Genomic DNA, 26045 nt, shown 5'->3' with positions numbered 1-26045 from the left:
GCTCCTGAGGGGGAGAACCGCAGGAAGGGGGGACCCCGCAGCGCCGCCGGAAGCCGTCCGCAGCCCGCGCAGAGCGGGACGGAGGCGCCCGGCGATGTCGGTGGCGGCTAAATGCCCGATTTCGCCAGGCTCCGCGGGTGGCGTAGCGTGCAGGTTCCCCGGCCGGAGAGGTGGAGCAGCGACGATGGCGGTGAACCTGCCCGAAACGCCCAGCGGAGCCCCCAGCGATTCCGCCGCCCAGGACGCCCCGCACACCCACCGGGTGTCCGGCGGCCGTGCCGACGCGCGCCGCAGGGCCCGTGGCTCGCGCGGGCGCCGCGGCACCCGCCCGGGCGACGGGGGCGAGACGGGCCGCTCGGGCCGCCGTCCCCGCCCGTGGTGGATCGAGCTGCCGGCGATGATCGTGGTCGGCCTGGCGGTCGCGCTGCTGATCAAGACCTGCCTGTTCCAGGTGTTCTCCATCCCGTCCGGCTCGATGGAGAACACCCTGCGGATCGGCGACCGGGTCGGTGTGAACAAGCTGGCGCCGCTGACGGGCTGGGAGCCGCAGCCGGGGCAGCCGGTGGTCTTCAAGGACCCGGGTGGCTGGTTGCCGCCGCAGGCCACCGACCCGAACCCGCTCACCAACGGCGTGAGCTCGGCGCTCAGCTTCGTCGGGCTGGTGCCGCCGAAGGACGACAACTACCTGGTCAAGCGGGTCATCGCGACCGGCGGCCAGACCGTCCAGTGCGAGGGGACCACCCTGAGCGTCGACGGACGGAAGGTGGACGAGCCGTACCTGCACCCGGGCGACGACTCCTGCGCGGGCCTGGACTTCGGTCCGGTGAAGGTGCCCTCGGGCTACGTCTGGGTCGAGGGCGACCACCGCAGCGACTCGGCCGACTCCCGCTACCACCAGCGCGGCCCCGGCGGCGGCGCCGTGCCGGTGAGCAACGTGGTCGGGCCGGTGTCGGGCGTCGTCTGGCCGATCAACCACCTCGACTGGTTCGGCTGGACCGGCCGCTGACCCCACGCTCGGCGGCCGCCCGCACCGGCGACCGACGGCCCTCCACCGGCCACCGGCCACCTGCCGGCTCCACTGACGGGAGTCGGCAGGTGGCCGTTGCTTCCTACGGAGCCGTGGTGGACCCCGTTCGAGCGGTCCGAGCCGCCCGGTCCTCCGCGGGCGGGACGCTGGCCACCGCGGCCACGGGGGCAGCCGCGTCCGGTGCCACCGACGTCTTCTCCGCCGCCTTCTCCTCGGCTCCTGACGTGCTCACCTGAGCCGCGAAGGCCCCGGCCAGCACCAGCAGGCCGCCCGCGATCTGCGGCAGCCCCAGGTGCTCGCCGAGCAGCACCCAGGCCAGCACGGTGGCGACCACGGCTTCCAGGTTGGCCACCACCCCGGCGACCGGCGGCGAGAGGTACCCGACGGAGATCACGCCGGTCAGGTAGGCGAGCACGGTTGCGATCAGGACCATCCACGCGGCCGGGACGAACGCGGGCAGGGTGTGCCCGTTCATCACCACGTCGCCGCCGAGCGGGCTCCAGTCGGCCTGCCAGGGCCGGGCGACGGCGGTGAGCAGGACGGCGCCGACGAGGAGCCCGTACGCGCTGACGGCCAGCGGGTCGACCGGGCGGTCGCCCCGGCGGCCGGCGTCGGCGAGCACGAAGTAGCCGACCTGGCAGCAGGCGGCGCCGAGCGCGAACAGCACGCCGAGGGCGTCGAAGCTCAGGCCGTTCCAGACCTCGACCACGCAGGCCAGCCCGGCCACCGCGATGCCGGCGCCGATGGCCGAGCCGCGGCTGATCGGCTTGCGCTGCACGAACTTGACGTAGCCGATCAGCAGCGGCGGTCCGAGGTACTCGATGAGCAGGGCGACGCCGACCGGGATGCGGGAGATCGCCGCGAAGTAGCAGGCCTGGACGCCCGCCACGGCGAGCAGGCCGAAGCCGAGCAGCAGGCCGGGACGGCGCAGGACGGCGTCCCGGTGCCGGTAGGCGATCGGGAGGAGCGCCACGGCGGCGCCGGTGACCCGTAGCCACACCACGTGCAGCGGGGAGAGGCCGGCCTCGATCAGCGGCTTGGCCGCAGTACCGGAGCCGCCGAAGGCGAAGGCGGAGACCAGCGCGAGGCCGAGGCCGAGGGTTCGGCCCGGGGGGAGGGTGGGGGAGGCCGTTGATCTGTGCACCGCCGCATTGTGACAGTCATACCGATACTTCGGTAAGGCGCCATTTCGGCATTTGGTCCTGCACTCAACTGTGCGCAGTGGCGCAATCACCGAGTCGACCGATCGGGCCCGGACAGCCGGGCCCGATCGGTCGATCAGCGGTCTTCCCCCAGGTCAGCCCTGGGCCGGCCCTGGGCCGGCCCTCAAGGCCAGACCCGGGCCGGCCACCGGGCCGGCCCCCTGGCAGGTCAGCCCCCGGACCCCGACGAGGTCCCCGTGCCCGCGCCGACGAGCGCGTCCGTCCCGCCGGTGGGCTGGGTGGTCGGCTGCGAGGTCGGGTCCGTGGTCGGCTGCGTGGTCGGCGTCGGCCGTGTGGTGGGTCGCCCGGTCGGCCGGGTGGTGGGCTGGCTGGTCGGCTGGTCGCTCGGGGGAGCCGTCGGGCCCGTGGTGGCCCCGTCGGTTCCGTTCGCGGGCGACTTCGAGCCGGAGTCCGACGGGGTGGTGGCGCCGCTGGTCGGGCCGCCGGTGGGGGCGCTCGTCGACGGGGTGCTGCTCGGCGTGCTCGGGGCCGTCGGCAGGTCGTCGGCGCCCGAGAAGTCGTCGCCGGCCGGGGTCGGGAAGTCGCTGACCGGCCGGCCCTTGAGCGCGGCCTTCATGTAGGCCGTCCAGATCTGCGCCGGGTACTGGCCGCCCGCCGCGCCGTCGATCCCGCCGACGCCGCTCAGGCTGACCTGGGCGCCGGAGCCCGGGTCCTGGCCGAACAGGGCGACGGAGGTGACCAGCTCGGGGGTGTAGCCGACGAACCAGACCGACTTCTGGTCGTCGGTGGTGCCGGTCTTGCCCGCCACCGGGCGGCCCAGCCCCTTCGCCCGCCAGCCGGTGCCGCCCGGGTCGGTCACCACACCCTGGAGCATCGAGGTGACCTGGTTGGCGGTGTCCGCGCTGATCGCCTGGGTGGTCTTGTGCGCGGGCAGCGGCACGGCCTCGCCCTCGCGGTCCACCGACTGCACCAGCCACGGGGTGATCTGCTTGCCGCCGTTGTCCAGCGTGGCGTACACGCCGGCCATGTCGAGCACGCTCGGGGTCGCCGCGCCCAGCGGGATGGAGGGCACCGGGTCGAGTCCCGGGGTGTTGCCGGGCAGGCCCAGGGCGATGCCGGTGTCCTTGACCTTCTGCAGCCCGGTGTCCTGCGCGAGCTGCGCGAACGCCGAGTTGACCGACCAGTCGGTGGCCTGCTGCAGGCTGATCTGGCCGTAGCTCTTGTCGCCCTCGTTCGGCGGCGCGTACGGGGTGCCCTTGCCGCCGCGGACCTTCCGGCCGCTGGTGCCGTCGTAGGTCGTGCGCGGGGTGACGGTGCGGCCGTCCTGGGTCCTGGCGTCGTTCTCGAAGGCGGCCGCCAGGGCGATCGCCTTGAAGGTCGAACCGGCCTGGTAGTCGCGTCGGGTCGCGTTGTCGACGTAGTGCTTCACGTAGTCGACGCCGCCGTACAGGGCGACGACCGCGCCGGTCTTCGGGTCCACCGAGGCGGCGCCGGCCTGGGCGGCCGCGTCCTTCTTCCGCTTGTCCGGGTTCAGGGTGTCGCGCAGCTGCGCCTGGACGGAGTCCTGCAGGGCCTGCTGGCGGCCCGGGTCGATGCTCAGCTTGATCGTGTAGCCGCCCTTGGCCAGCTCGGTCTCGCTGATGACGTTGTTCGAGGTCAGGTACTGGGTGCCCGCGTCCACCAGGTAGCCGGCCTGGCCGGACAGGCCCGGGTTGGGCTGCGGGTCCCGGACGTCCGGGAAGGTGGTCGCGGCCCGCTCCTCGGCCGGGAGCCAGCCCTCCTTGACCATGCCGTCGAGCACGTAGTTCCAGCGGTTGACGGCGTTCTGCTTGCCCGCCGCGGTCGCGGTGGCCACGTCGTAGGCGCTCGGCGCGTTCAGCAGGGTGGCCAGGTAGGCGCCCTGCGCCGGGTTGAGCGCTGAGGCGTCGACGCCGAAGTAGGCCTGGGCCGCGGCCTGGATGCCGTAGGCGCCGCGGCCGTAGTAGGAGGTGTTCAGGTAGCCCGAGAGGACGTCGTCCTTGCTCTCGGTGGCGTCCACCTTGATGGCGATGAAGAGTTCCTTCACCTTGCGGGTGATGGACTGCTTCTGGTTCAGGTACGTGTTCTTCACGTACTGCTGGGTGATGGTGGAGCCGCCCTGGGTGCCCTCGCCCTTGGCGGTGTTGACCGCGGCCCGGACCAGACCCTGGACGTTGACCGCGCCCTCGTTGTAGAAGTTCCGGTCCTCGGCGGCCAGCGCGGCGTGCTGGGCGGCGGGGGAGACCTTGTCCAGGGTGACGTTCTGCCGGTTGGTCTGGCCGGTGCGGGTGATCACCGAACCGTCCGAGTAGAGCCAGGTGTTGCTCTGCGCGGTCGCGGCGGCGTGCGCGTCCGGGACCTTCACCAGCGTGATCCCCAGCACGAACAGGCCGACGCCGAGCACCAGCGCCGAGGCGAAGCCGAGCAGGGTCATCCGCCAGGTGGGTATCAGCCGGCGCCAGCCGGTGCGCTTCGGTCGGCGCGGCTTTCCGCTGCCGGACCCGCCGGGGCCGCCGGACCCGCCGACTCCACCGGCGTCGCCGGAGAAGGCGGCCGCGCCGGTGGGACGCTTGAACCGCTTGACCGGCCGGAGGTTGATCGACGGCGTGCGACGGCCGCTCTGGGCGTTTCGGGACAAAGCGCGGCCTTTCCTGCGGGCGGACCGAAGCAGCCTGCACGGGCGAGGGACATCGGTGGGTGGGGACCTTTGTCCCGATTCCGGTTCTACTGCCTGGACGAGCAGGACGGGCCTGATGGCTCCGTCGGGGCGCCGATCGAGACCGACATCACACACAAATCGGACTTCGAGGGCCAAAAAATCGGGGAGCCCCTCGCTGTTGCGAGAGGCTCCCCAACTGTCTGTGCGCCGCCAGGGACTCGAACCCCGGACCCGCTGATTAAGAGTCAGCTGCTCTAACCAACTGAGCTAGCGGCGCCTGCTGACCTGGAAAACAATACACGGTTCCGAGGGGTGCCTCGAACCACTTCCGGCGACCGGCGTCCGATCCGCCCCTTTCCTTCCGGTTGGGCCGGAGTTCACCCCTGGTTAGGGTGGAACCGTGCCCAGCCCCCAGCCAGGACACCGCACCGCGCGGACGGCGGTCGCCGCCCTGCTGCTGCTCAGCGCCGTGGCGTACACCGCCTGGGTGCTGGAGGTCGTGCTGAGCACCGGCCTCGACCCGGTACAGGCGTACATCAGCGAACTCGCCGCCGAGGACCAGCCGCTCGGTGGCCTGTTCCGGGCCACCGACCTGGCCGCCGGGCTCTGCCTGCTCGCCGCCGCCGGTACCGCCCTCGCGAGCGGGCTCGCGCGCGGGACGGTGGACGGGGAGGAAGCCGGGCGGGCCCGGGGCTCCCGGCGTCGCCGGTGGGCGCTCGTCGGCTGGTCCGCCCTCGCCGTGTTCGGCGCCGCGACCGTCGCCGACTCCCGACTGCCGCTGAGCTGCTCCCCCACCAGCGACGAGATGTGCGCCGCCCGCGAGACCGCCGGGCTCGTCCCCGCGACCCACACCGCGCACGCCGTCACCAGCAGCCTCGCGATGCTCGGCGCGCTCACCGCGCTGGTCTCGCTCACCGTCGCCGCCCGCCGCTACGGCTGGTGGCCGCCGGTGCGCCGGATCGGGCCCTGGCTGCTGGGCGCCGAACTGCTGGCCACCGGCTGGAGCCTCGCCGCGATCGCCGCCTTCCAGGCCGGGCGCGGCACCTGGGCACTCGGGGCCGGCCAGCGGCTGCAGGTGCTGCTGGTCGCGCTCTGGCTGGCCGTCCTGGCCGTGGGCGTCGCCCGGTCCGCCCGGCGGGACGGGCCGGAGCAGCACGACCCGGCCCGGCCGCTCCCGCAACGGAGGCCGGCATGACCGGATTCGGCGCCCCCCGAAACCCCGGCGCCCCCCGAAACCCCGGCGGCCCGGGTGAACCCCGAAACCCCGGCGGCCCGGGTGAACCCCGGGCCCCTGGCGGCCCCGGCAGCGAACCCGGAGACCCCCGCCGGCCCGAGGACCCCGGCACCCGGGCGCGTTTCCTGCGCATCGGCGGCGTCCCGCTGCACGTCCGCACCGAGGGCAGCGGCCCGGTCTGCCTGCTCAGCGGCGGCCTCGGCAGCAGCTGGTTCGACTGGGACCTCGTCGTCCCCTTCCTCACCCCCTACCGCACCGTGGTCCGTTACGACCGCCCCGGTTACGGGCTGAGCGCGGGAGAGCCCGCGACCGGTCGGCCCGCTCCGACGGCGGCCGACGAGGCCGGGCGGATCCGGGCGGTGCTGGACGGCCTCGGGCTGCACGAGCCCTGCACCGTCGTCGGCCACTCGCTCGCCGGCTTCCACGTCGAGGCCTTCGCCCGGCTGCACCCCGAGCGGACCGCCGGGCTGGTCCTGGTCGACGGCAGCGTCGAACCGGCGGCCCGGCCGTACCCGGCGCCCGCCGCCCGCGACCTCGCGGCCCGGGCGGTGGCCGGTGCCGCCACCGCCCTCGCCGTGCCCTACCTGCTGGGCCCGACCGTCCGCCGGGCCGTGGCCCGGTTGTCCACCGTCCGCCATGAGGACCTCGCCCCGGAACCGCTGGTCCGGCACTGCTACCGCACCGGCCGCGCCCTGCGCGCGCTGCTGCGGGAGAACGTGCGCTACCTGGACACGGCGGCCGAACTGGACGGGCTGCGGCGCACCCGACCACTGCCCGAGGACCTGCCGATCACCGTGCTGGCCGCCGACGACGGCTGCCGGACCCGCCGCACCGAGGCCTGGCTGGCCGAGCAGCGGGAACTCGCGGCGCTGCTCGGCGCCGACTTCCGCACCACGGCCCCGGCCGGGCACCTGGTGATGTTCGACCGCCCGGACGCGGTGGCCACGGCCGTGCTCGACACCCACTGAGACGCCGACCGGCCGGCCGGGGGCGACAGGGGCGTCGGACGAGGCAGAGGAACGCCGAGGCGACGGGAAGGCCGAGGCCCCCGCCCCGGGCTCAGTTGCTGGAGCTGACCCGCCTGACCGCCTGCGGGATGGGCAGGTCCCAGGCCAGCTTCCGTACGGCGCGTCTGACCGGAGCGCCGGACCGGCCGGGGTAGAGGCGGTGTTCCAGGCCGCTGACGCCGATCAGGCCGGCGAGTTGCCGGTCCCGCTCGACGCTCGGCCGGTCACCGCCGCCGGGGGGATCCGTCAGGCGGGGATCCGACGGATGGGGGTTCAACAGGGTGGCCGCCACCCGGTCGGCCGTCTGCTGCCTGAGTTCGGGCCGGGTCAGCAGGTGGGTGCGCCACGGCAGGCCGAGGATCCGCTTCTCCGCCACGGTGTAGCACCCCTGCGCGACCAGCCGGTCGAGGTGGAACCGGTGCCCGGGCGGGTTCGGCACCCGGGTGATCGCCTGGTCGAGGACGGGGCGGAACCGGCTCTTGCCCTTGGCCTCCAGGCGGGCCAGCACCCCGGCCTCGACCTCGTCCCGGGCGCCGAAGGGCTGGTAGCCGGTGATGTGCCGCTTCTCGACGGTGATCGCGCCGGCGAGCAGCAGCTCGGCGAGGACGGCGCCGGCGACCGCGTGGTGGAACTCGCTGACCGGGGCCCGGAAGCGCCCGTGCTTCGGGTGGGCGCAGAGCAGTATCAGTTCCTCGGGGAGAGGACGGGAATCGGAAGATGTCACGGGAACCAGCCATACCCCACCGGGAAACGACTCAGGCCGCCCACCGAAGTGAGCGGCCTGAGACCTTGCCATGTGCGCCGCCAGGGACTCGAACCCCGGACCCGCTGATTAAGAGTCAGCTGCTCTAACCAACTGAGCTAGCGGCGCTTGCTGACGTCGAAGACATTACACGGCGCGGGCCCGTTCCACCGAATCGTGCGCGAGTGATCACTTACCGTGATCACCCCGGGGTGGGGGCTCCGGGTGGTGGCAGGCCGCCTGGTGGTCCGCCCGGGCCGTCCCCGGCGCGCCGCTGGTCAGGGCCGGCCGCTCCTGCTCGCAGCGGGTCCGGTCCGCCGGGGCGGTGAGCGCGGCGTAGCGCGGGCAGCGGGTGCGGAAGGGGCAGCCGGTGCGGCGCTCGGTGGGGGAGGGCGGGTCGCCGGCGAGCAGGATGCGGTCGCGGGCGCGTTCGGCGGCGGGGTCGGGGAGCGGGACGGCGGAGAGCAGGGCGCGGGTGTAGGGGTGGCGGGGGCGGTCGAAGACGGCGGAGACGTCGCCCTGTTCGACCGTCCGGCCGAGGTACATCACGCTGACCCGGTCGGCGAGGTGCCGGATCACCGAGAGGTCGTGCGAGACGAACAGGTAGGAGAGTCCGAGCTCGGCCTTGAGCGACTGCAGCAGGTTGAGCACTCCGGCCTGGATGGAGACGTCCAGCGCGGAGACCGGTTCGTCCAGCACCAGCAGCCGGGGGCGGACGGCGAGTGCCCGGGCGATCGAGACGCGCTGGCGCTGGCCGCCGGAGAACTGGTGCGGGTAGCGGATGGCGTGGTCGGGGTCGAGGCCGACCTGGCGGAGCAGTTCGGGCACCCGGCGGGCGATCTCGGCGCGGGGGGCGCGCTGGGCGAGCAGGGGTTCCGCGACGATGTCGCCGATCGGCATCCGGGGGTCGAGGCTGGCCATCGGGTCCTGGAAGACGATCTGCAGTTTGGCCCGGAGCCGGTGGGCCTCGGCCCGGGTGAGCTTCGCGGTGTCGTGGCCGAGCAGTTCGATCCGCCCGGTCTCCGGGGCGCCGAGCCGCAGCAGTTCGAACAGCGTGGTGGACTTGCCGGAGCCGGACTCCCCGACCAGGCCGAGGGTCTCGCCCTCGCGCAGGTCGAGGTCGACGCCGTCCACCGCGTACACCTCGCCGACCTTGCGCTTGAACACCGTGCCCTTGAGGAGCGGAAACGTTTTTCCGAGACCGCTCACCGTCAGTACCGGTGTCAGGTCGGCGCGGTTCCCGGGAGTGGGGGCGGCGGGCAGCTCCGGGACGGGGTAGACCTCCTCCGGCGCGGGCCGCCGCTCGGCGAGCTCCGCCGACCGTACGCACGCCGAGAGGTGCTCGTCCGCGCCCTCCAGGACGGGCTCCGACACCGAGCAGCGCTCCTCCGCCAGCGGGCAGCGCGCCGCGAACGGGCAGCCCGGCGGCAGCTCGGCCATCGGTGCGGGAGCACCGGGGATCGGCACCAGCGGACCGCCGCGCCCGTCCAGCCGGGGCAGCGCGCCGATCAGCCCGAGCGAGTACGGGTGGTGCGGGGCCGCGAACAGCTCGTCCACGCCGGCCGTCTCGACCACCCGCCCCGCGTACATCACCGCGACCCGGTCGGCCGTTCCGGCGATCACCCCGAGGTCGTGGCTGACCAGGACGAGCGCGGCACCGGTCTCCCGGCGGGCGGTGCGCAGCACGTCCAGCACCTGGGCCTGGATGGTGACGTCGAGCGCGGTGGTGGGCTCGTCGGCGAGCAGGATGTCGGGCTCGTTCGCGACGGCCATGGCGATCATCGCGCGCTGGCGCATGCCGCCGGAGAACTCGTGCGGGAAGCTGTCCAGGGCCCGGTCGGGCGCCGGGATGCCGACCAGGTCGAGGAGTTCGGCGGCCCGGCGCCGTGCGGTGGCCTTGTCCACCCGCTGGTGGACGCGGACCGCCTCGGCGATCTGGTCGCCGATCCGGTAGACCGGGGTGAAGGCGGAGAGCGGGTCCTGGAAGACCATGGCGACCCTGCGGCCCCGGATCGCCGCGAGCTCCTTCCCGGGGAGTCCGACCAGCTCCCGTCCGTCCAGCCGCACCGATCCGCTGACCCGCGCCGTCCCGGGCAGCAGCCCGAGCACGGACAGTGCGGTGACGGACTTGCCGGAGCCGGACTCGCCGACGATGCCGAGGGTCTCGCCGCGCCGCAGTGTGAGGTCGACCCCGCGGACGGCGGGGACCGGGCCGTGCGGCCCGGCGAAGTCCACCCGCAGGTCCCGGACGGTGAGCAGTGGGGTTTCGAGGGCGGTGGTCACGGGCGCTTCCTACGGCTGACGGAACGGCTGCTGCCGAGCGGGCCGCCGTCGGAACGGCGGGAGCGGTCGGACTGAGGTGAGCGGCGGGAACGGCGGGGCGCGGCCGCGGAGGTGGGGTCGAGGGCGTCGCGCAGCCCGTCCCCGATCAGGTTGACGGCGAGCACGAAGAGCACCAGCAGTCCGGCGGCGAAGTAGAACAGCCAGGGGAACACCGGGGCCTCGCTGGTCCCGGCAGCGAGCAGGGTGCCGAGGGAGACGTCCGGTGCCTTGACCCCGAAGCCGAAGTAGGAGAGGGCGGTCTCGCTCATCACGGCGCCGCCGACCGCGATGGTGGCGTCGATGATGAGGAAGGAGGCGACGTTCGGCAGGATGTGCCGGCTGATGATCCGCAGCGGGCGCACACCCATGAACCGTGCGGCGCGGACGAATTCGCGCTCCCGCAGGGAGATGGTCATCGAGCGGACCACCCGGGCGGTGATCATCCAGTTGAACAGTGCGAGCAGCAGGACGAAGGCGATCCAGCCGGCGCTCTTCAGCCGTGACGAGACGATGGTGATGATCAGGAAGGCGGGGAAGACCAGCAGCAGGTCCACCAGGAACATCAGTGCCCGGTCGGCCCAGCCGCCGAAGTAGCCGGCGCAGGCGCCGACCACGGAGGCCAGCACGGTGGAGAGGAGCGCCACCAGCAGCCCGATGACCAGCGACTTCTGCAGCCCGCGGACGGTCTGCGCGAACACGTCCTGACCGACCCCGTTGGTGCCGAACCAGTGCTCGGCGGAGGGGGGTTGGTGCAGCGCGGAGAAGTCGGGGGTGGCGTAGTCCCAGGGCGTGAGGAACGGCCCGCCGAAGGCGAGCACGAACAGCAGCAGCACGACGGCCGCTCCGACGAGCGCCCCGCGGGCGGCGAGCAGCCGGGCCAGGACGAGTCGTCCGCGGCCGGCGGCCCGGGGCGTGCCGGCGGAGAGCGGGAGTCCGGCGGGCCCGGCCGGCTCGGCGGGTTCGGCCGGCTGGGCGGAGAGGGTGGTCATCTCGGGTCTCCTCCGGTCAGGACCGCACGCGCGGGTCGAGGGCGGCGTGCAGGATGTCGGCGAGGAAGCCGGAGACGAGGACGACGACCGCGGTGAACAGGTTGATCGCCACGACCGAGTTGACGTCCTGTTCGTTGATCGACTGGATCAGCCACTCGCCCATGCCGTGCCAGCCGAAGATCGTCTCGGTGAAGATCGCGCCGGTGAAGATGCCCAGGAAGCTGTACGCGAACATGGTCGACATCGGGATCACGGCGGTGCGCAGCCCGTGCTTCAGCAGTGCCCGTCCACGGGTGAGGCCCTTGGCCTCGGCGGTGCGCAGGTAGTCGGAGCCGAGCACGTCGAGCATGGTGCCGCGCTGGTATCGGCTGTAGGTGGCGAGGCCGCCGAGGGCCAGCGAGACGGTGGGCAGCAACAGGTGCAGTGCCCAGTCGGACAGGTGGGTGCCGAGGCCGCCGGTGAGCCCGGGGGTCTCGTAGCCGGTGAACGGGATCACCTCGTGGCCGGCCGCGTCCTTGGCGGCGATGGCTCCGTTCTTGAGGAACAGCGCGACCAGGAAGACCGGCGTCGAGAGCAGCACGAAGGACAGCACGGTCAGCAGCCGGTCGGAGATCCGGTACTGGCGGACGGCGCTCCACGCCCCGGCGGCGACGCCGAGGACGATGCCGAGCAGGCTGCCGAGCAGCAGCAGCCGCAGGGACACCCAGACCCGGCGGCCGAAGTCGTCGGAGACCGGGGTGCCGTGGATGGTCCGGCCGAGGTCGCCGTGCAGCAGTTCGCCGGTCCAGCGGCCGAAGCGCTCGACGACCGGGGCGTGGTCGTTCAGGTTGAGCGCGGTGAGCTGGTGCTCGACCGACTCGGCGGACGGGCGCGGGACCTTGGCGTCGAAGTAGGTGCGCGGCTGCAGGGCGGTCGCGGATATCGCGTACGCCAGGAAGACGGCGGCGATCAGCAGCGCCGCGTAGTAGCTCAGCCGCTTCGCCAGGTAGCGGAGCATCAACGGCCGCCCGGGGTGGGGGCGAGGCCGACGCGTCTGGTGGGCATCGGGTTTCGGCCTTCGGTCGGGGCCCGGTCGGGCCGTCAAGTGGCAGGAGTGGAGCCGGAGTCGGGAAAGCGCAGGTCAGAGTGAAGCACTCGGGGACGGCGGCGGTGTTGCGGCGGCATTGCCGCGTGTGACGTTTGGATCAGGCGTGCGTTCCTCCCCCTGGTGGCGGATCTGATCCGCTGTTACGTTCCTCTGGCTCGGTGCCGGATTGAGTGCCCACGCTCAAGCCGACTCATGCCTGCTGCGCCCCAACTCGCATCCAGACTCACGTTCGACCGGCGCGCGACCCGCGCCGCGACTCCCGCCGGACTTCCGTCGGACGCCCGCCCGACTCCCGATCCGCAGACCTCACCAGGGGGACCCCCATGGACGCTTCCACCACGGCCCGCCGCCTCGGCCGGGCCACCGCCCTCGCCGTCGCCGCCGCGCTGGCGGTCACCGCGTGCACCTCGGGCGGAGGCGGTTCGGGCGACGGCGTGGCCAAGAGCGAGTCGCCGAGACAGGACTCCCAGGACATCAACGCCAAGCCGCTGGACCAGGTCAAGGACGGCGGCGAGGTGCGCTTCCCGCTGTACCAGTGGATCACCCAGTGGAACCCGTTCCAGGTGGACGGCCGGTACGGCGACGCCGTCGAGATCATGCGCACGCTGGAACCGGACCTCTTCACCACCGACGCCTCCGGCAACTTCCAGCCGGTCACCGACTACCTACAGGAGGCCAAGGTCACCTCGTCCTCCCCACAGGTGATCACCTACAAGCTCAACCCCAAGGCGAAGTGGTCGGACGGCAAGCCGCTGAGCTACCTGGACTTCAAGGCGGACTGGGAGGCGAGCAACGGCAAGAAGGACGGCTACGACATCGCGGACTCCGCCGGCTACGAGCTGATCTCCGCCGTCGAGCAGGGGGCGGACCCGACCGAGGTCAAGGTGACCTTCTCCGAGCCGTACGCCGACTGGCAGAACCTGTTCCGCCCGCTGATCCCGGCCGCGGGTATCGGGACGGCGGACGACTTCAACCAGGGCTGGGTGGAGAAGTTCCCGATCACCGCGGGCCCGTTCAAGGTCGGGACGGCGGACAAGACCGCGCAGACCCTGTCCCTGGTCCCGGACCCGGCCTGGTGGGGGACGAAGCCCAAGGTCGACCGGATCACCTTTCGGGTGATGTCCCAGTCGGCGACCACGCAGGCGTTCCTCAACAACGAGATCGACTTCGCCGCAGCCGGCACCGCGGCCGCGTACGGGCAGCTCAAGGACTCCAAGGATGCCGTGATTCGTGCCGCGAGCCCGTGGGACGAGGTGCACATCTCGTTCGGCCAGGGCGGCGCGCTGGCGGACCAGAAGGTCCGCCAGGCGCTCGGGAGGGCGCTCGACCGGTCGGCGCTGATCAAGATCGCGAACAACGGCGTCCCGGTGGAGTTCAAGCCGCTCGGCAACCACATCATCATGCCCAACCAGACGGGCTACCAGGACAACTCCGGCGACTGGGCGAAGTTCGACCTGGGCGCGGCCAAGAAGCTGCTCGACGAGGCGGGGTGGAAGGAGGCGGGCAGCGGTCAGCCGCGCACCAAGGACGGGAAGCAGCTGGAGCTGCACTGGGTCATCAACGACGCCACCCCGCAGGCGCAGTTGGACCTGGCCACCGCCGCCTCCGCGATGTGGCTGGCGGCCGGGGTCAAGGTCGACCTCGACAAGGTCCCCTCCAACGACTTCTTCACCAAGTACGTGAACACGGGCAAGTTCGAGATCGCCAGCTGGCGGAACACCGACTCCTTCCCGCTCTCCGCGTCGCTCACCAACTTCCGCCTGCCGGTGGGGGACAACGTCTTCGGCAACTACTCGAAGCTCGGCACGCCGGAGATCGACGCGCTGCTGAAGAAGGCGGCCGGCACGCTCGACCCGGCGGAGGCCGCGAAGCTCTACAACCAGGCGGACGCGAAGATCTGGGAGCTCGGCCACACCGTCGAGCTCTACCAGCGGCCGACCGTGGTGGCGGCTCGCAAGGGCCTGGCCAACTACGGTGCGTTCGGTCTGGCCGGCACGGACTACGCCAAGGTCGGCTGGGAGAAGTAGCCGCCGCGGACGCGACCAGCCGGGCCGCACGGCAGGCGCTGGCGAGCAGCGCGGTGATCACGAGGCCGGTGGTGCGGACACGGGAAGGTCGGCTCTGCCGCCCTCGCTGTCCCGCCACCCGCCTTGACCTTCCGCGTTGCCCGCAGACCGTCCGTGTCTTGGGCCCCGCAGGGCCCGCGCTCTTCCGACCGGGGATGAATCTAGCGGCGCGCCGGCCCCTCGCGGCGCATCACACGGGGCGCGTCCGGAAACCCGTCGAGCTGTCACCCACTTCGCGCACCGATGCGTCAACTGCGGCTGACGGCAAGGAAGAAAGGGACAATCGGGGTCATCGTCGACGCGGTGATCGGGGCCTCGGTGCCGGCGTACTGCCCGGCCCGCGCGCCGTGCCGGTGCGTGCGCCGGGCCCGGGGCGCTGCCAGGATGCGCGGGACGATCCGCCCCTCCCGACCCCGGAGCAGCCCCGATGGCCAGTGATCCCGCCGCCCCGGCACCCCGCGCGCGCCACGTCGACCCACCGCCGGTGCGCCGGATGGTCCCGCGCGACCGCCACGAGCCGCACCGGGTCGCCACCCCGCTGGAGCTCTTCTTCGACCTCTGCTTCGTGGTCGCGGTCGGCCAGGCCGGGCGGGAACTCGCCCACTTCCTCGCGGCCGGGCACTACGGCGAGGGCCTGCGCGGCTACGCGCTGGCCTTCTTCGCGATCTGGTGGGCCTGGATGAACTTCACCTGGTTCGCCTCCGCGTACGACTGCGACGACGTGCCGTACCGGATCACCACGCTGGTGCAGATCGCCGGGGTGCTGATCCTCGCCGCCGGGGTGCCGCGGCTGTTCGCGACCCAGGACCTGGCGCTGGCGATCACCGGATACGTGGTGATGCGCCTCGCGATGGTCACCCAGTGGCTGCGCGCGGCGGCCGCGGAGCAGGGCGAGGCCCGCCGGGTCGCGCTGCGGTACGCGGCGGGGATCACGCTCTGCCAGATCGGCTGGGTGGTGGTGCTGTTCCTGTCGGACGACGTCCGCCCGTACGTCATCCCGATCGGTGTGCTGTGCGAGCTGGCGGTACCGGTGATCGCGGAGCTGCGGATGCAGACCTCCTGGCACCCGCACCACATCTCCGAGCGGTACGGGCTGTTCACCCTCATCGTGCTCGGCGAGACGGTCGCGGCGGCGACCGTCGCGGTGCAGTCGGCGGTGGACGAGAACGAGGAGCTGGGCCGGCTGGTGCCGGTGGCGGCCGGCGGCCTGCTGATCTGCTTCGCCGCCTGGTGGATCTACTTCGCCCGGCCCGTCCACGAGCACCTGCGCTCCAACCGGCAGGCCTTCGCCTGGGGTTACGGGCACTACCTGGTGTTCGGCTCGGCGGCGGCGATCGGCGCCGGGCTTGAGGTGGCGGTGGAGTCGGCCGTGCACAAGGCGGAGATCTCCGAGACCGCCGCGACCGCGACGGTCACCGTGCCCACGGCGGTCTACCTGGTCACGGTCTGGTTCCTGCACTCCCGCCACACCAAGCGCGGGGTACTCGCCCAGGCGGTGGCGCCGGTCGGGGCCGCGCTGGTGCTGGCCTGCACCGCGTTCGGCGGCTCGGGGGTGCTCGCGGCGGGCCTGGTCTGCGCGCTGCTGGTGACGGCGGGGGTACTGATCCACGGCCGGGAGAGCAGGGTCGCCGGGGTGTCCTGACTCCGCCGCAAGGGAGTTCCGGCTCGGCCCCGGCGGCGTCCTCGCTCCGCCCCGGAGGGCCCTAGCCCCGCCCCAGCAGTACCGGTTCGTGCCGCGACAGCCAGGCCAGGTAGGCCGGGTTGACCCTGGCCAGATCCAGGTAGGCGGCGCGCAGTTCGCCGTACAGCGCGTCCAGCGCCGGCGGGCTGAGCGCGCGCGGACGCCAGGTGAACAGCAGCCGGACGGCCAGAGGGTCCCCGTGCACCGGGCGGACGACCGTGCCGGGCCCCGGCGGGGCGGTCGGCTGGCAGGGGCGGACGGCCTCGCCGGAGGCGACCAGCTCAGCGGCGGTGGCGTTGTCCCGCACCTGCAGCACCCGGGGGTTGAGCCCGGCCTCGCTGAACACCCGGCGCATCGCCGCGTACTCGTGGTCGGCGGTCGGGTCGACCATCCAGGTGTCCTCGGCGAGGTCGGTGAGGCGGACGACCTGGCGGGCCGCGGCCGGGTGCCCCGCGGCGAGCTCGACGTACTGCGGCTCACGGGCCATCAGCACCCGCTGCTCGGCGTCCGGCGGCACCCGCAGCGGGAAGCCCTCGCTCTCGTGCACGAAGGCCACGTCCAACTGGTCGGCGGCGACCATCCGCAGCAGCGCGCCGGCCGAGACGTCGACGTGGATCGTGGTGTCGGTGTCCGGCAGCCGCTCGTGCACCCGGCGCAGCCAGGCCGCGACCGCGCGGCTGCCGACGCTGCCGATGCGCAGCCGCCGGTGCCGGCCGGGCCCGGTCGCGTCGCGGGCCTCCTGGCGGGCGGCGGCCACCAGCGCGGCCATCTCGGTGATCACCGGCCGGGCCCGGGAGAGCACCGAGTGGCCGAGCGGGGTGGGTCGGCTGCCGGTCTGCTCGCGGGTGAACAGGGTGCCGCCGATGGCCCGTTCGATGCGGTGCAGCTGGGTGGTGAGGGAGGGCTGGGTCATGCCGAGCTGGAGCGCGGCCTTGCGGAGGCTGCCGCTGTCGGCGATCGCGCACAGCACCCGGAGGTGTCTCACGTCGAGCTCCACGTTCCGGAGCATAGACGCCTCCGCGCCAGATCGCCAAGGACATGACAGGCAGTCAAAGGTGCTTCGACGGAACGTGTGACGGGTCCCGGTGGGTATGCGGCGGTGCTATCGCCGGTTGACATCATCCGCGACCGGCCCGGGCTGTCCGAAGCTCGGGGCAGCAACCCGCCGCGGCCACCGGCCCCGGCGGTCCCCCACCGCGCGCCGCCGCCGTGCCCGGCCCCCACCGGTCCCGGCGGGGCAGCGCACCGCGAACCCGGAGCCCCCACATGAAGCGATCCGTGCTGTCCGCCGCCCTGGGCCTCGCCCTCGCGGCCGGCCTCGCGACCCTGCCCGCCACCGCCGCCGTCGCCGCGCCGGCCGCACCCGCGACCCCGGCTGCCCCGGCCGTCCAGGGCTACACCCCGGCCACGTACGCCGGTTCGGCCGCGGAGGTCGCGAACAACCGGGCCTTCTTCCGGGCCGTGGTGGCCTCGGTCGAGGCCAAGCGGGCCGCGAACCCCTGGCTGCTGACCGTCACCGTCACCTACGACACCGCCAACGCGCCCTCCTTCGCCGACCAGATAGCCGGCGCCGCACGGATCTGGAACGGCTCGGTGCGCAACGTGCAGCTCCAGGAGACCGGCGGCAACGGCGACTTCTCGTACTACGAGGGCAGCGACAGCCGGGGCTCCTACGCCAGCACCGACGGCCACGGCCACGGCTACGTCTTCCTCGACTACCAGCAGAACCAGGAGTACGACTCGCTGCGGGTGACCGCCCACGAGACCGGGCACGTGCTCGGCCTGCCCGACGACTACTCCGGCCCGTGCAGCGAGCTGATGTCCGGCGGCGGCCCCGGCCCCTCCTGCACCAACCCCTACCCCGACGCCAACGAGCGCAGCCAGGTCGACGACCTCTGGGCGAACGGTCTTGCGGCGGCGAACAAGGCTGCCCGGTAGAGGAGTTCGGGCGCGGCGGGCCGCTCGGCCGGAATCAAGCGGCCCGCCGCTCCGGGTACTTCCCCGCCTCGGAGCCTAGCCGCCACCGGAACGGAATGCCAGGGGCACGGTTGAGTCAAGACGAGGAAAAGACGGCTCAAATCGGCCGTGCCCCAGGGGTATTGCACCGAGCTATCGCAGGTTGACATCATCCGCGCGGCCGCGGGGCTGCCCGAAGCTCTGGGACATCACCCGTTGACCAGGTGTCCCCCAGGGCCGGCCCCCAACCGGCCACGGCACCCCAGGAACCGGAGACCCCCACATGAAGCGATCCGTGCTGTCCGCCACCCTCGGCCTGGCCCTCGCGGCCGGCCTCGCCGTGCTGCCCGCCACCGCCGCGGCCGCCGCCCCGGCCGCCCCGGCCACGCAGGGCTACACCGCCTCGACGTACGCCGGTTCGGCCGCCGAGACCGCGGACAACCAGGCCTTCTTCCAGGCCGTGATGGCCTCCGCGAAGGCCAAGCAGGCCGCCAACCCGGGCCTGGCGACCGTCGTGGTCACCTACGACGCCAGCTCCGCCCCGACGTTCCGCAACCAGATATCCCAGGCCGCGCAGATCTGGAACAGCTCGGTCGGCAACGTCCAGCTGCGCTCCGGCTCGGCCGCCGACTTCCGCTACTACGAGGGCAACGACAGCCGGGGCTCCTACGCCAGCACCGACGGGCACGGGCGCGGCTACATCTTCCTCGACTACCAGCAGAACCGGCAGTACAACTCGGTGCGGGTGACCGCCCACGAGACCGGGCACGTGCTCGGCCTGCCGGACCACTACTCCGGCCCGTGCAGCGAGCTGATGTCGGGCGGCGGCCCCGGCACCTCCTGCACCAACCCCTACCCGAACAGCACCGAGCGCAGCCGCGTCAACTCCCTCTGGGCGCGCGGCTGATCCACCGGACACCCCCGGGCCGGCCGCACACCGCTGCGGCCGGCCCGGGGCGTCAACGGCGCCGACGGCGGCGCCGAGGCCGGCGCCGAGGCCGGTGGCGTGGAGGGACAGGACTGTCGGTGCCGCGTGCGAGCATGCGGGCGAGACCCTCCGCCCCCGACCGCAAGGTGCCGACATGACCCGCTCCGCCCCCGACCGGCTCGACGACCTGCCGTACGCCGAACTGCTGCGCCCGCACACCGGGCCGCTGCGCAGCGACGAGCGGTACGACACCGTGCACTTCGACGGCGGCGAGCACACCGACGAGTCGGTCGCCGGGGCGGCCTTCCTGGAATGCGCCTTCACCGGCGTCGCGCTCAGCGGGGTCAAGCTGCGCCAAGCCCGGTTCAACGAGGTCTGGGTGCAGGCCGGCCGCTGGGTGGCCTGCGACCTCAGCGACTCCGAGTGGCAGGACAGCTCGTTCGTCGGCGGCGTGCTGGCCGGGGTCGCCGGGTACGGTTCGGCGCTGCGCCGGGTGGTGTTCCGCGGCTGCAAGCTGGAGGCGGTCAACCTGCGGTCGGCCGTGCTGCGGGACGTCGTCTTCGAGGACTGCCTGCTGCGCGACGTGGACTTCGGCGAGGCGAAGCTGACCTCGGTGTCCTTCCCCGGCTCGACGCTGGAGGAGGTCCGGCTGCGCGGCGCGACGCTGAGCAAGACCGACCTGCGCGGGGCCGTCCGGCTCGGGCTGGCCGACGGGCACCAGGGGCTGCGCGGCGCGGTGATCAGCTCCACCCAGCTGCTGGAGCTGGCTCCGCAGTTCGCGCAGGCGCTGGGGATCGAGGTCAAGGACCGCTGACCGGCCCCCCTCCGTCCCTCCCCGGCGTTTCAGTCCCGCGTTCAGCCCGGCGTCGCTCGGTGACCGCAGGACGAACAGTCCGCCAAACCTGCTGCGCGCATCTGGTGGCCCGCTCCGCACCGGTGGAGACTTCTCCGCGATCGAGTGAGCCCCGACTTGTGTACACAACATCGCCAGCGAAGGGACGGGCCGGGCTGATGGCCGAGCTGAGTCGTAGGAAGTTCGTCACGCTGTCCGGGGCGGCCGCGGCCGGTCTCGCCGTGGCCGGCACCGGTGCCGCGGGCGCCGCCGCGGGCGCTCCCGCGGTGGCCTCCACCACCACGCTCCGGCAGAGCGGCACCATCAGTGACGTGCAGCACGTGGTGATCCTCATGCAGGAGAACCGCAGCTTCGACCACTACTTCGGCACGCTGCGCGGCGTGCGCGGCTTCGCCGACCGCAGCGCGATCCAGATCGCCGGCGGCTACAGCGTCTTCAACCAGCCCAACGGCCTGCTCTCCCGCCAGTACCCGTGGCAGTTCAGCCAGACCAAGCCGGCCGGCGGCGCCGACCCCGAGCGCCTCGCCCAGTGCAACGGCGACCTCAGCCACGGCTGGAGCGACCAGCACAGCGCGTGGAACAGCGGCAAGATGGACAACTGGGTCTCCGCCAAGGGAAACGTGCGCACGCTGGGTTTCCTCACCCGTCAGGACATCCCGTTCCACTACGCGCTGGCCGAGAACTGGACCATCTGCGACGCCTACCACTGCTCGGTGCTCAGCGCGACCGGCCCGAACCGCACCTACCACTGGTCCGGTCAGATCGACCCGTCCGGCGCCGCCGGCGGCCCGGCCTACGACGGCGGCGACGAGAAGGGCCTGCGCTGGCAGACCTTCGCCGAGGCCCTGGAGAACGCCGGGGTCAGCTGGAAGGTCTACCAGAACGCCGCCGACAACTACGGTGACAACGCCCTCGCCTACTTCAACCAGTTCTCCGGCGCTGCGGCGGGCAGCCCGCTGGCCGTCAAGGGCATGGGCTCGGTGCCCAAGGTCACCGGCCGCACCCCGGACGACATCGTCGCCGCGATCAAGGCCGACGTGCTGAACGGCACCCTCCCGCAGGTCTCCTGGATCGTCCCCGACCAGGCCTCCTCGGAGCACCCGTACGCCACCCCGGCCGACGGCGCGCACTTCGTCCACAACGTGATCGACGCGCTCAACGCGGACCCGAACGTCTTCAACTCGTCCGTCCTGTTCATCAACTACGACGAGAACGACGGCTTCTTCGACCACGTCCCGCCGCCGGTCGCCCCGGCCGGCACCCCGGGCGAGTTCTACAACGGCACCAACATCGGCCTCGGCTTCCGCGTCCCGATGATCGCGGTCTCGCCGTGGACCCGCGGCGGCTGGGTCAACTCCGAGACCTTCGACCACACCTCGGTGCTGCGCTTCCTGGAGGTCTGGACGGCCGCCCTCGGCAGGCCCGCCACCAGCCCGAACATCAGCGACTGGCGTCGTCGTGTCTGCGGCGACCTCACGAGCGTGTTCGACTTCGCCAACCCGGTGTACGGCCTGCCGGGGCTGCCCGACACCTCGCAGACCATCGGCCTGTCCGCCTGCGGCCCGCTGCCCAACCCGGCCCCGGTGAACAACCAGCTGCCGCTGCAGGAGTCCGGCACCCGCCCGGCCCGCGCCCTGCCGTACCAGCCGAACGCCAACCTGGACCACCTGGAGTTCGGCTCGGGCGGGGTGATGAAGGTCTGGATCGCCATGGCAAACGGCGCTTCCAAGTCCTCGCACTTCGCCGCCTACGCCAACGCCTACCGCAGCGGCGGGCCCTGGCAGTACACCGTCGACCCGGGCGGCAGCACCAGCGACTTCTTCAACTGCGGCACCGGCTTCGGCGGCGGCCCGTACGACCTCACCGTCGTCGGCCCCAACCGCTTCCTGCGCCGCTTCAAGGGCGATGCGACGAAGGCGGGCAAGAACGCCGCCGTCACCGCCTCGTACGCGGTGGAGGCCGGCACCGGCAAGCTGGCCATCTGGTTCAAGCTGGCCAACACCGGCAGCAGCCCGATGACCTTCACCATCGCCTCCAACAACTACCGCACGGACGGCCCCTGGACGTACCAGGTCCCGGCCGGCGGCAGCGTCAGCGACTACTTCAACGCCGTCGCCTACACCAACGGCTGGTACGACTTCACCGTCACGGTGGACGCCGACAGCAGCTGGTCGCAGCGTTTCACCGGCCACCTGGAGACCGGCGCGCCCAGCGTCAGCGGCTGACAGCCGCTCCCTGCGCACGGCACACGGGCCCCACCACCCGCCGTCGGGTGGTGGGGCCCTCGCGTCACCTGCGCCAGAACAGGTGGTGCGTGACGCCGCTCGGGCTGGGCACGACCTCCAGGTGGAACCGGTCGAGCAGCTCCTCGGGGGACTCCCAGAGCCGCAGTCCGGAGCCGAGTTCCACCGGCGAGACGGCGATGTGCATGGTGTCGACGAGGCCGGCAGCGAGGAACTGCCGGATCGTGGTGACACCGCCGCCGAGCCGGACGTCCTTGCCCTGCGCCGCCGTCCGCGCGCGTTCGAGGACGGCGGCCGGGTCGCCGTCGACGAAGTGGAAGGTGGTGTCGGAGAGCGTGATCGACGGACGCAGGTGGTGGGTCATGACGAACACCGGAGTGCGGAACGGGGGCTCGTCACCCCACCAGCCGCGCCACGCGTCGTCCTGCCAGGGCCCGCGCTGCGGCCCGAACTTGTTGCGGCCCATGATCTCGGCACCGATGTCGCGGGCGAAGTCCCGGGTGAAGTAGTCGTCCAGGCCCCGGCTCCCCCCGGCGTCCGTGCGCATCGGCCAGCTCGCCGTGGCTCCGGCCCAGGCGAACAGCCGCTCGGGGCCGTCGAGGCCGAACGGCCGCTCCAGGCTCTGGTGCTCACCGGCAGCGATGCCGTCACTGGAGACGTTGAAGTTCATCACTCTGAGCAGTTGGTTCACGGGTTTCCTCGTCAGGTCCGGTCGCGCCCTCGTGCGACGGGCGCCGCACGCCGTGTCGTCGGAGCGGACGCGGCCGGATTGACATCGGCCCGCGGTGATTTTCAGAGCGTGCCGAACTCCCCGGTTCGGACGGCGGAGACGAAGGAGTGCCAGGACTCGGCAGGGAAGACGAGAGCCGGGCCCGCGGGGTCCTTGGAGTCGCGGACGGGGACGGTGTCGGATGCGACCAGGTTCCCCGCGACCTCGACGCAGTCGCCGCCGTTGCTGCTGTACGAAGACTTGAACCACTGAGGCTCGGCGGTCACGGCAGTTCCTCTCGTAGCTGGCTGATCAGGGCCACGGACTCGGTTTGTGAGAGTGCCACGGCTTGCAGTTGATAGTAGGCCGTGAGCATCGGCGGCACCGCGCCGCTGTCCCGTTCCAGGTGCCCTTGGTGCGCCGATTCCGCGTAGGACATCAGTGATCGGTCCGGCAGGGTGAGGATGTTCACCGGCAGGTCAAACGCTCGTTCCTCGCCCATGGCGAACGGAGCCACCTGGAGAACGGTGTTGGGCATCCGGGCGAAGGCGGCGAGCTCATCGAGTTGGGCCGCCATGGTGGCCTCCCCGCCGACCGGCCGTCGGAGGCAGCTCTCGTCCAGAACGGCGTGGATCAGTGGCGGGGATTCCCGGCGCAGGTTCGCCTGTCGGCGCGCGAGATAGGTGACCCGCTCCTCGGCTTGGTCCTCCGTGATACTGCCTCGCCGGACCGCGCCCGACGCGATGGCCCGTGCGTAGTCCATGGTTTGGAGCAGTCCCGGCACGATGCCCAGCGCGAACAGCCTCAGCTCCACCGCCTTGGACTCGTGCGCGACGTACTCCGGGAAGCCTTCGAGGATGGTCGACGACTTGAGATCGCGCGACTTGCGAACAAATACGTTCTCGAACCCAAACGCCTTGTCAAGTTCGCGCGCCAGACGGGCGGTTGGGGGGCGGCGACCAGTTTCCATGGCCGATACATGCGTCGGCGAGTAGCCGATGGCATGTGCCAGTTCATCCTGGGTCCAGCCCCTTGCCTCCCGTGCGCTGCGGACATCTGAGCCGAACTTGGCGGCAGGAGACGAATCGGGGTCCAGTTCAACCTTGTTCATGCGCGTCGATTCCCTCTCCCCAAGCAGATCCGACAGGTTGAAGACCTTCTCACCCTAGCTCACAGTTGGCATCCCTGGGTAGTCATTCGGCTACGGAAAGGAGCTGCCTCGTGACGCGCAAGAAGCCCCCCGTGGGGCCGCCGGCCTACCGCCCGCAGGTCGGTGAGCTGGTCAAGGACGTGACGACCGATCAGGACGTCGTCTACATGGACACGCGAGGTGGGCTCGCCTACGTGCGGCCGGTGGGTGGCGGGCTGGAGCGGACCGTCGATCCCGCCCGGATCCGCCCGCTCCCGGGCGAGCCGACGGTCGTCCTCCGCCTCGTCCCCGCCAAGCGGCGCGGCCGGCCCCGCGTCGACACCGAGGGCGCCGCGTGAGACGCCGATGACCGACCCGCCGACCTGCCCCGCACCGAACTGCTGTGCTCCGGTCGACCTGCTCGGCGACGCCACCGAGGCCGGCCGCACGTGGAACTGCCCGGAGTGCGGCCGGTGGGGCGTCGCCTGGTCTCCGGCCTACCTGGCGAACCAGCCCTTCGAGGAGCCCTTGATCGCCCTCGGCCGCCGCCCCCGCTTCCGGAGGAGGGACGAACTGTGCTGACGATCGCCTTCCTCGGCCGCACGATCCTCGGCCTGATCCGCGAGCCCCGCAGCACCTGGTCCTGGGTCTGGGGCGGGTACCTCCGGTTCGCCCCGCCGGTCCTGTGGTTCAGCCCCGAACGCCGCCGAGCGGTAGCGGCCGCCGCGCGGATGCTCGCGCAGGAGCGGCAGCTCCGCGAGACGTGCCGCGAGGCCGCCCGGGACGCGCTCCGTGCCGAGTTGCTTGAGGCAACGGAACGACTCCGCCGGGCCGCGGCACGGTACGCCGCGGCCCGGGAGCTCGCTGCGGTGCCCCGTCGCCGTCGCCGTCGGCCTCCCGCCTCCCGGCCGCCCAACCGGCCCGACTGAAACGGCGGCTCACGCGTACGGGCCCCGGGGGAACCACGGGTCGTGGACCTCCCGGGGGCCGTACGGCGTCAGCAGGGTGAGGGTGTGCACCCCCGCCGCGTACTCGGCCAGCTGCACCGAGCCGTGCCGGGTCTCCAGTTCGGCCTGCACGGGCACCGGCAGCTTGGTGAGCGCCCGCCGCAGTTGCAGCGCGTCGCGCCGGCTGATCGGCTGCGGGGAGCGCAGCACCAGCCGGAGCGGGCTCAGCGGGCCGGTCACCAGCACCCCGCTGCCCAGCTCGTAGCCGACCGCGCCGATCGGGCCCCAGGGCATCCGGTGGTCCGCCACCAGCCGGCCGACCTCCGGCAGCAGGGCCAGCGCCGGGATCCCGGTGAGCCGTTCGGGGGCCAGCCGCTCGCGCCGCCCGGCCAGGTGCTCGGGCCGCAGCGTCCGGGCCACCGCCGCCCAGGGCGCCAGCGCGTCCAGCCGCTGCCCGTGGCGCGGACCGCGCACGGTGACCGGGAACCAGAGCTCGGGCGCGGCCTCCGGGTCCCGGGTGCAGCGTTGCGGGTGCGGCAGGTCCGCCGGGTCGCCGACCACGGCGGGCGCCCGGCCGACCGTCACCCAGGGGTGCGCCCGCAGCACCGCGCGCGCCCAGTCCGGCAGCTCGCCGCCCGCGAGGGGCCGCAGCGAGCTGGGGCACTGCATCAGCAGCAGGTCGTGCGCGCCGGGCAGCCGCCCGTCCAGCGCGGCCAGCGGGCCGACCCGCCGACGCGGTCCGTCGTGCGGGTCCTCGGCGGTGCGCCGGGCGTGGCTTCCGGAATGTACGACGGTCACAGCGGGCTCCAGACGGTGGCGTCAGTTCGGCCGACGGCTCCACCCTGCGCCCGGCGGGCACCGTCCGGCTACGGCCGTTGGGCGCGTCCACCAGGGACCAAGGGCTCAACCGGGGCCCGAGGGCTCAACCGGGGCCCGAGGGCTCAACCGGGGCCCGAGGTGCGTCGGCCCGGTCACGGTGTGAGAGTGGGGGCAGCCCGGTAGTCCGACATTCCCCTCCGGAGGAGGAGTCATGGGCATCTTCGACAGGTTGTTCCACCGGCCGCCGCACCACGAGGCCACCGGCGAGGACGCCGCCCAGCGGGCCGCGCTCGCCCACGACGAGGCCGCCGACGCGTTCGGTGAGGACGTCGAGCGGAGCAGGGGCGCGCAGGAGCGGATGGCCCAGGAGCGGACGGCCCAGGAGGAGGCCGACCGGCGCGCCGCCGAGAACATGACGGCCGAAGGCGACCCCTGGGACTGAGACGCCCCGGCGTCGCCGCCTGGC

Annotated in this window: 24 protein-coding genes and 2 tRNA genes; 13 read left to right on the top strand and 13 right to left on the bottom strand. The window is 72.8% G+C overall.

Translation table 11 applies throughout. The annotated features are described in order from the left end of the window. The first annotated feature begins 184 nt into the window (after positions 1-184). A complete protein-coding gene (gene lepB, locus ABTY56_RS12950) occupies positions 185-1006 on the top strand; it encodes a signal peptidase I (RefSeq protein WP_350628756.1) in 822 nt (273 codons plus the stop codon). Between the two features lie 103 nt (positions 1007-1109). Here lepB and ABTY56_RS12945 read toward each other — a convergent pair whose 3' ends face one another. The 3 genes from ABTY56_RS12945 to ABTY56_RS12935 form a co-directional block, all read right to left on the bottom strand. Continuing rightward, positions 1110-2171 carry an EamA family transporter gene (locus ABTY56_RS12945; protein WP_350628754.1) on the bottom strand — a complete coding sequence of 354 codons (1062 nt, stop codon included), beginning with the start codon at positions 2169-2171 and terminating at the stop codon, positions 1110-1112. Positions 2172-2398: 227 nt separating this feature from the next. After that, positions 2399-4846, bottom strand: coding sequence for a transglycosylase domain-containing protein (locus ABTY56_RS12940; RefSeq protein WP_350628752.1), 2448 nt, complete (start codon positions 4844-4846; stop codon positions 2399-2401). Between the two features lie 224 nt (positions 4847-5070). Further along, positions 5071-5144: transfer RNA gene (locus ABTY56_RS12935), tRNA-Lys, on the bottom strand. Positions 5145-5267: 123 nt separating this feature from the next. Here ABTY56_RS12935 and ABTY56_RS12930 point away from each other — a divergent pair. Both ABTY56_RS12930 and ABTY56_RS12925 read left to right on the top strand, forming a co-directional pair. Next, positions 5268-6062: a DUF998 domain-containing protein gene (locus ABTY56_RS12930; RefSeq protein ID WP_350628750.1), complete on the top strand. Its 795-nt coding sequence runs from the start codon at positions 5268-5270 to the stop codon at positions 6060-6062. Then, the gene (locus ABTY56_RS12925; protein WP_350628748.1) at positions 6059-7069 is read left to right on the top strand and encodes an alpha/beta fold hydrolase; all 1011 of its coding nucleotides are present in this window, start codon (positions 6059-6061) and stop codon (positions 7067-7069) included. The genes ABTY56_RS12930 and ABTY56_RS12925 overlap by 4 nt, the downstream gene beginning before the upstream one ends. A 91-nt stretch (positions 7070-7160) precedes the next feature. On the opposite strand, the gene ABTY56_RS12920 is transcribed toward ABTY56_RS12925, so the two are convergent. The 5 genes from ABTY56_RS12920 to ABTY56_RS12900 all read right to left on the bottom strand — a co-directional run bounded on the left by ABTY56_RS12920 (position 7161) and on the right by ABTY56_RS12900 (position 12158). Next, positions 7161-7832 carry a GOLPH3/VPS74 family protein gene (locus ABTY56_RS12920; protein ID WP_350628747.1) on the bottom strand — a complete coding sequence of 224 codons (672 nt, stop codon included), beginning with the start codon at positions 7830-7832 and terminating at the stop codon, positions 7161-7163. A gap of 73 nt (positions 7833-7905) precedes the next feature. Beyond that, positions 7906-7979: transfer RNA gene (locus tag ABTY56_RS12915), tRNA-Lys, on the bottom strand. Positions 7980-8039: 60 nt separating this feature from the next. After that, complete coding sequence (locus ABTY56_RS12910) at positions 8040-10133, bottom strand: ABC transporter ATP-binding protein (protein ID WP_350628745.1); 2094 nt, start codon at positions 10131-10133, stop codon at positions 8040-8042. Further along, the gene (locus ABTY56_RS12905) at positions 10130-11161 is read right to left on the bottom strand and encodes an ABC transporter permease (RefSeq protein ID WP_350628743.1); all 1032 of its coding nucleotides are present in this window, start codon (positions 11159-11161) and stop codon (positions 10130-10132) included. Before ABTY56_RS12905 ends, ABTY56_RS12910 begins: the two co-directional genes overlap by 4 nt. Before the next feature lie 16 nt (positions 11162-11177). Beyond that, the gene (locus ABTY56_RS12900; RefSeq protein WP_350628741.1) at positions 11178-12158 is read right to left on the bottom strand and encodes an ABC transporter permease; all 981 of its coding nucleotides are present in this window, start codon (positions 12156-12158) and stop codon (positions 11178-11180) included. Positions 12159-12571: 413 nt separating this feature from the next. Here ABTY56_RS12900 and ABTY56_RS12895 point away from each other — a divergent pair, with 413 nt between their 5' ends. Together ABTY56_RS12895 and ABTY56_RS12890 are read left to right on the top strand one after the other, a co-directional pair. Next, positions 12572-14275: an ABC transporter family substrate-binding protein gene (locus ABTY56_RS12895; protein WP_350628739.1), complete on the top strand. Its 1704-nt coding sequence runs from the start codon at positions 12572-12574 to the stop codon at positions 14273-14275. A 466-nt stretch (positions 14276-14741) separates the two neighbouring features. Continuing rightward, entirely contained in the window at positions 14742-15956 is a 1215-nt protein-coding gene (locus ABTY56_RS12890; protein ID WP_350628737.1) for a low temperature requirement protein A, read from the top strand. A gap of 61 nt (positions 15957-16017) precedes the next feature. On the opposite strand, the gene ABTY56_RS12885 is transcribed toward ABTY56_RS12890, so the two are convergent. Next, a complete protein-coding gene (locus ABTY56_RS12885; RefSeq protein ID WP_350628735.1) occupies positions 16018-16992 on the bottom strand; it encodes a LysR family transcriptional regulator in 975 nt (324 codons plus the stop codon). 269 nt (positions 16993-17261) lie between these two features. On the opposite strand from ABTY56_RS12885, the gene snpA (ABTY56_RS12880) reads away from it, so the two are divergent. From snpA (ABTY56_RS12880) to ABTY56_RS12865, 4 genes are all read left to right on the top strand, one after another. Further along, positions 17262-17933, top strand: a complete 672-nt coding sequence (gene snpA / locus ABTY56_RS12880) for a snapalysin (protein WP_350628733.1) — start codon at positions 17262-17264, stop codon at positions 17931-17933. A 301-nt stretch (positions 17934-18234) separates the two neighbouring features. After that, positions 18235-18858: a snapalysin gene (gene snpA, locus ABTY56_RS12875; protein ID WP_350628731.1), complete on the top strand. Its 624-nt coding sequence runs from the start codon at positions 18235-18237 to the stop codon at positions 18856-18858. Between the two features lie 175 nt (positions 18859-19033). Further along, entirely contained in the window at positions 19034-19693 is a 660-nt protein-coding gene (locus tag ABTY56_RS12870; RefSeq protein ID WP_350628729.1) for a pentapeptide repeat-containing protein, read from the top strand. 197 nt (positions 19694-19890) lie between these two features. Beyond that, positions 19891-21957, top strand: coding sequence for a phosphocholine-specific phospholipase C (locus tag ABTY56_RS12865; RefSeq protein ID WP_350628727.1), 2067 nt, complete (start codon positions 19891-19893; stop codon positions 21955-21957). 64 nt (positions 21958-22021) lie between these two features. On the opposite strand, the gene ABTY56_RS12860 is transcribed toward ABTY56_RS12865, so the two are convergent. The 3 genes from ABTY56_RS12860 to ABTY56_RS12850 form a co-directional block, all read right to left on the bottom strand. Beyond that, positions 22022-22666 carry a dihydrofolate reductase family protein gene (locus tag ABTY56_RS12860; protein ID WP_350628725.1) on the bottom strand — a complete coding sequence of 215 codons (645 nt, stop codon included), beginning with the start codon at positions 22664-22666 and terminating at the stop codon, positions 22022-22024. A 101-nt stretch (positions 22667-22767) separates the two neighbouring features. After that, positions 22768-22971: a DUF397 domain-containing protein gene (locus ABTY56_RS12855; protein ID WP_350628723.1), complete on the bottom strand. Its 204-nt coding sequence runs from the start codon at positions 22969-22971 to the stop codon at positions 22768-22770. Further along, entirely contained in the window at positions 22968-23795 is an 828-nt protein-coding gene (locus ABTY56_RS12850; RefSeq protein ID WP_350628721.1) for a helix-turn-helix domain-containing protein, read from the bottom strand. The genes ABTY56_RS12855 and ABTY56_RS12850 overlap by 4 nt, the downstream gene beginning before the upstream one ends. A gap of 110 nt (positions 23796-23905) precedes the next feature. On the opposite strand from ABTY56_RS12850, the gene ABTY56_RS12845 reads away from it, so the two are divergent. Genes ABTY56_RS12845 through ABTY56_RS12835 form a run of 3 tightly spaced genes read left to right on the top strand, consistent with a single transcriptional unit; the run spans position 23906 to position 24742 of the window. Continuing rightward, positions 23906-24172, top strand: coding sequence for a hypothetical protein (locus ABTY56_RS12845; protein ID WP_350628719.1), 267 nt, complete (start codon positions 23906-23908; stop codon positions 24170-24172). Between the two features lie 7 nt (positions 24173-24179). After that, positions 24180-24395: a hypothetical protein gene (locus ABTY56_RS12840; protein ID WP_350628717.1), complete on the top strand. Its 216-nt coding sequence runs from the start codon at positions 24180-24182 to the stop codon at positions 24393-24395. After that, positions 24389-24742 (top strand): hypothetical protein, encoded by a 354-nt coding sequence (locus ABTY56_RS12835; protein WP_350628715.1) that lies wholly within the window; start codon positions 24389-24391, stop codon positions 24740-24742. Before ABTY56_RS12840 ends, ABTY56_RS12835 begins: the two co-directional genes overlap by 7 nt. 9 nt (positions 24743-24751) lie before the next feature. On the opposite strand, the gene ABTY56_RS12830 is transcribed toward ABTY56_RS12835, so the two are convergent. Further along, positions 24752-25558, bottom strand: a complete 807-nt coding sequence (locus tag ABTY56_RS12830; protein WP_350628714.1) for a phosphoribosyl-dephospho-CoA transferase MdcG domain-containing protein — start codon at positions 25556-25558, stop codon at positions 24752-24754. 232 nt (positions 25559-25790) lie between these two features. Here ABTY56_RS12830 and ABTY56_RS12825 point away from each other — a divergent pair, with 232 nt between their 5' ends. After that, positions 25791-26021, top strand: coding sequence for a hypothetical protein (locus tag ABTY56_RS12825; RefSeq protein WP_350628712.1), 231 nt, complete (start codon positions 25791-25793; stop codon positions 26019-26021). Positions 26022-26045: the final 24 nt, after the last annotated feature.

The sequence above is a fragment of the Kitasatospora sp. NPDC097691 genome (assembly GCF_040302665.1).
Classification (GTDB): Bacteria; Actinomycetota; Actinomycetes; order Streptomycetales; family Streptomycetaceae; genus Kitasatospora.
This window is presented reverse-complemented; position numbering and strand designations above follow the sequence as displayed.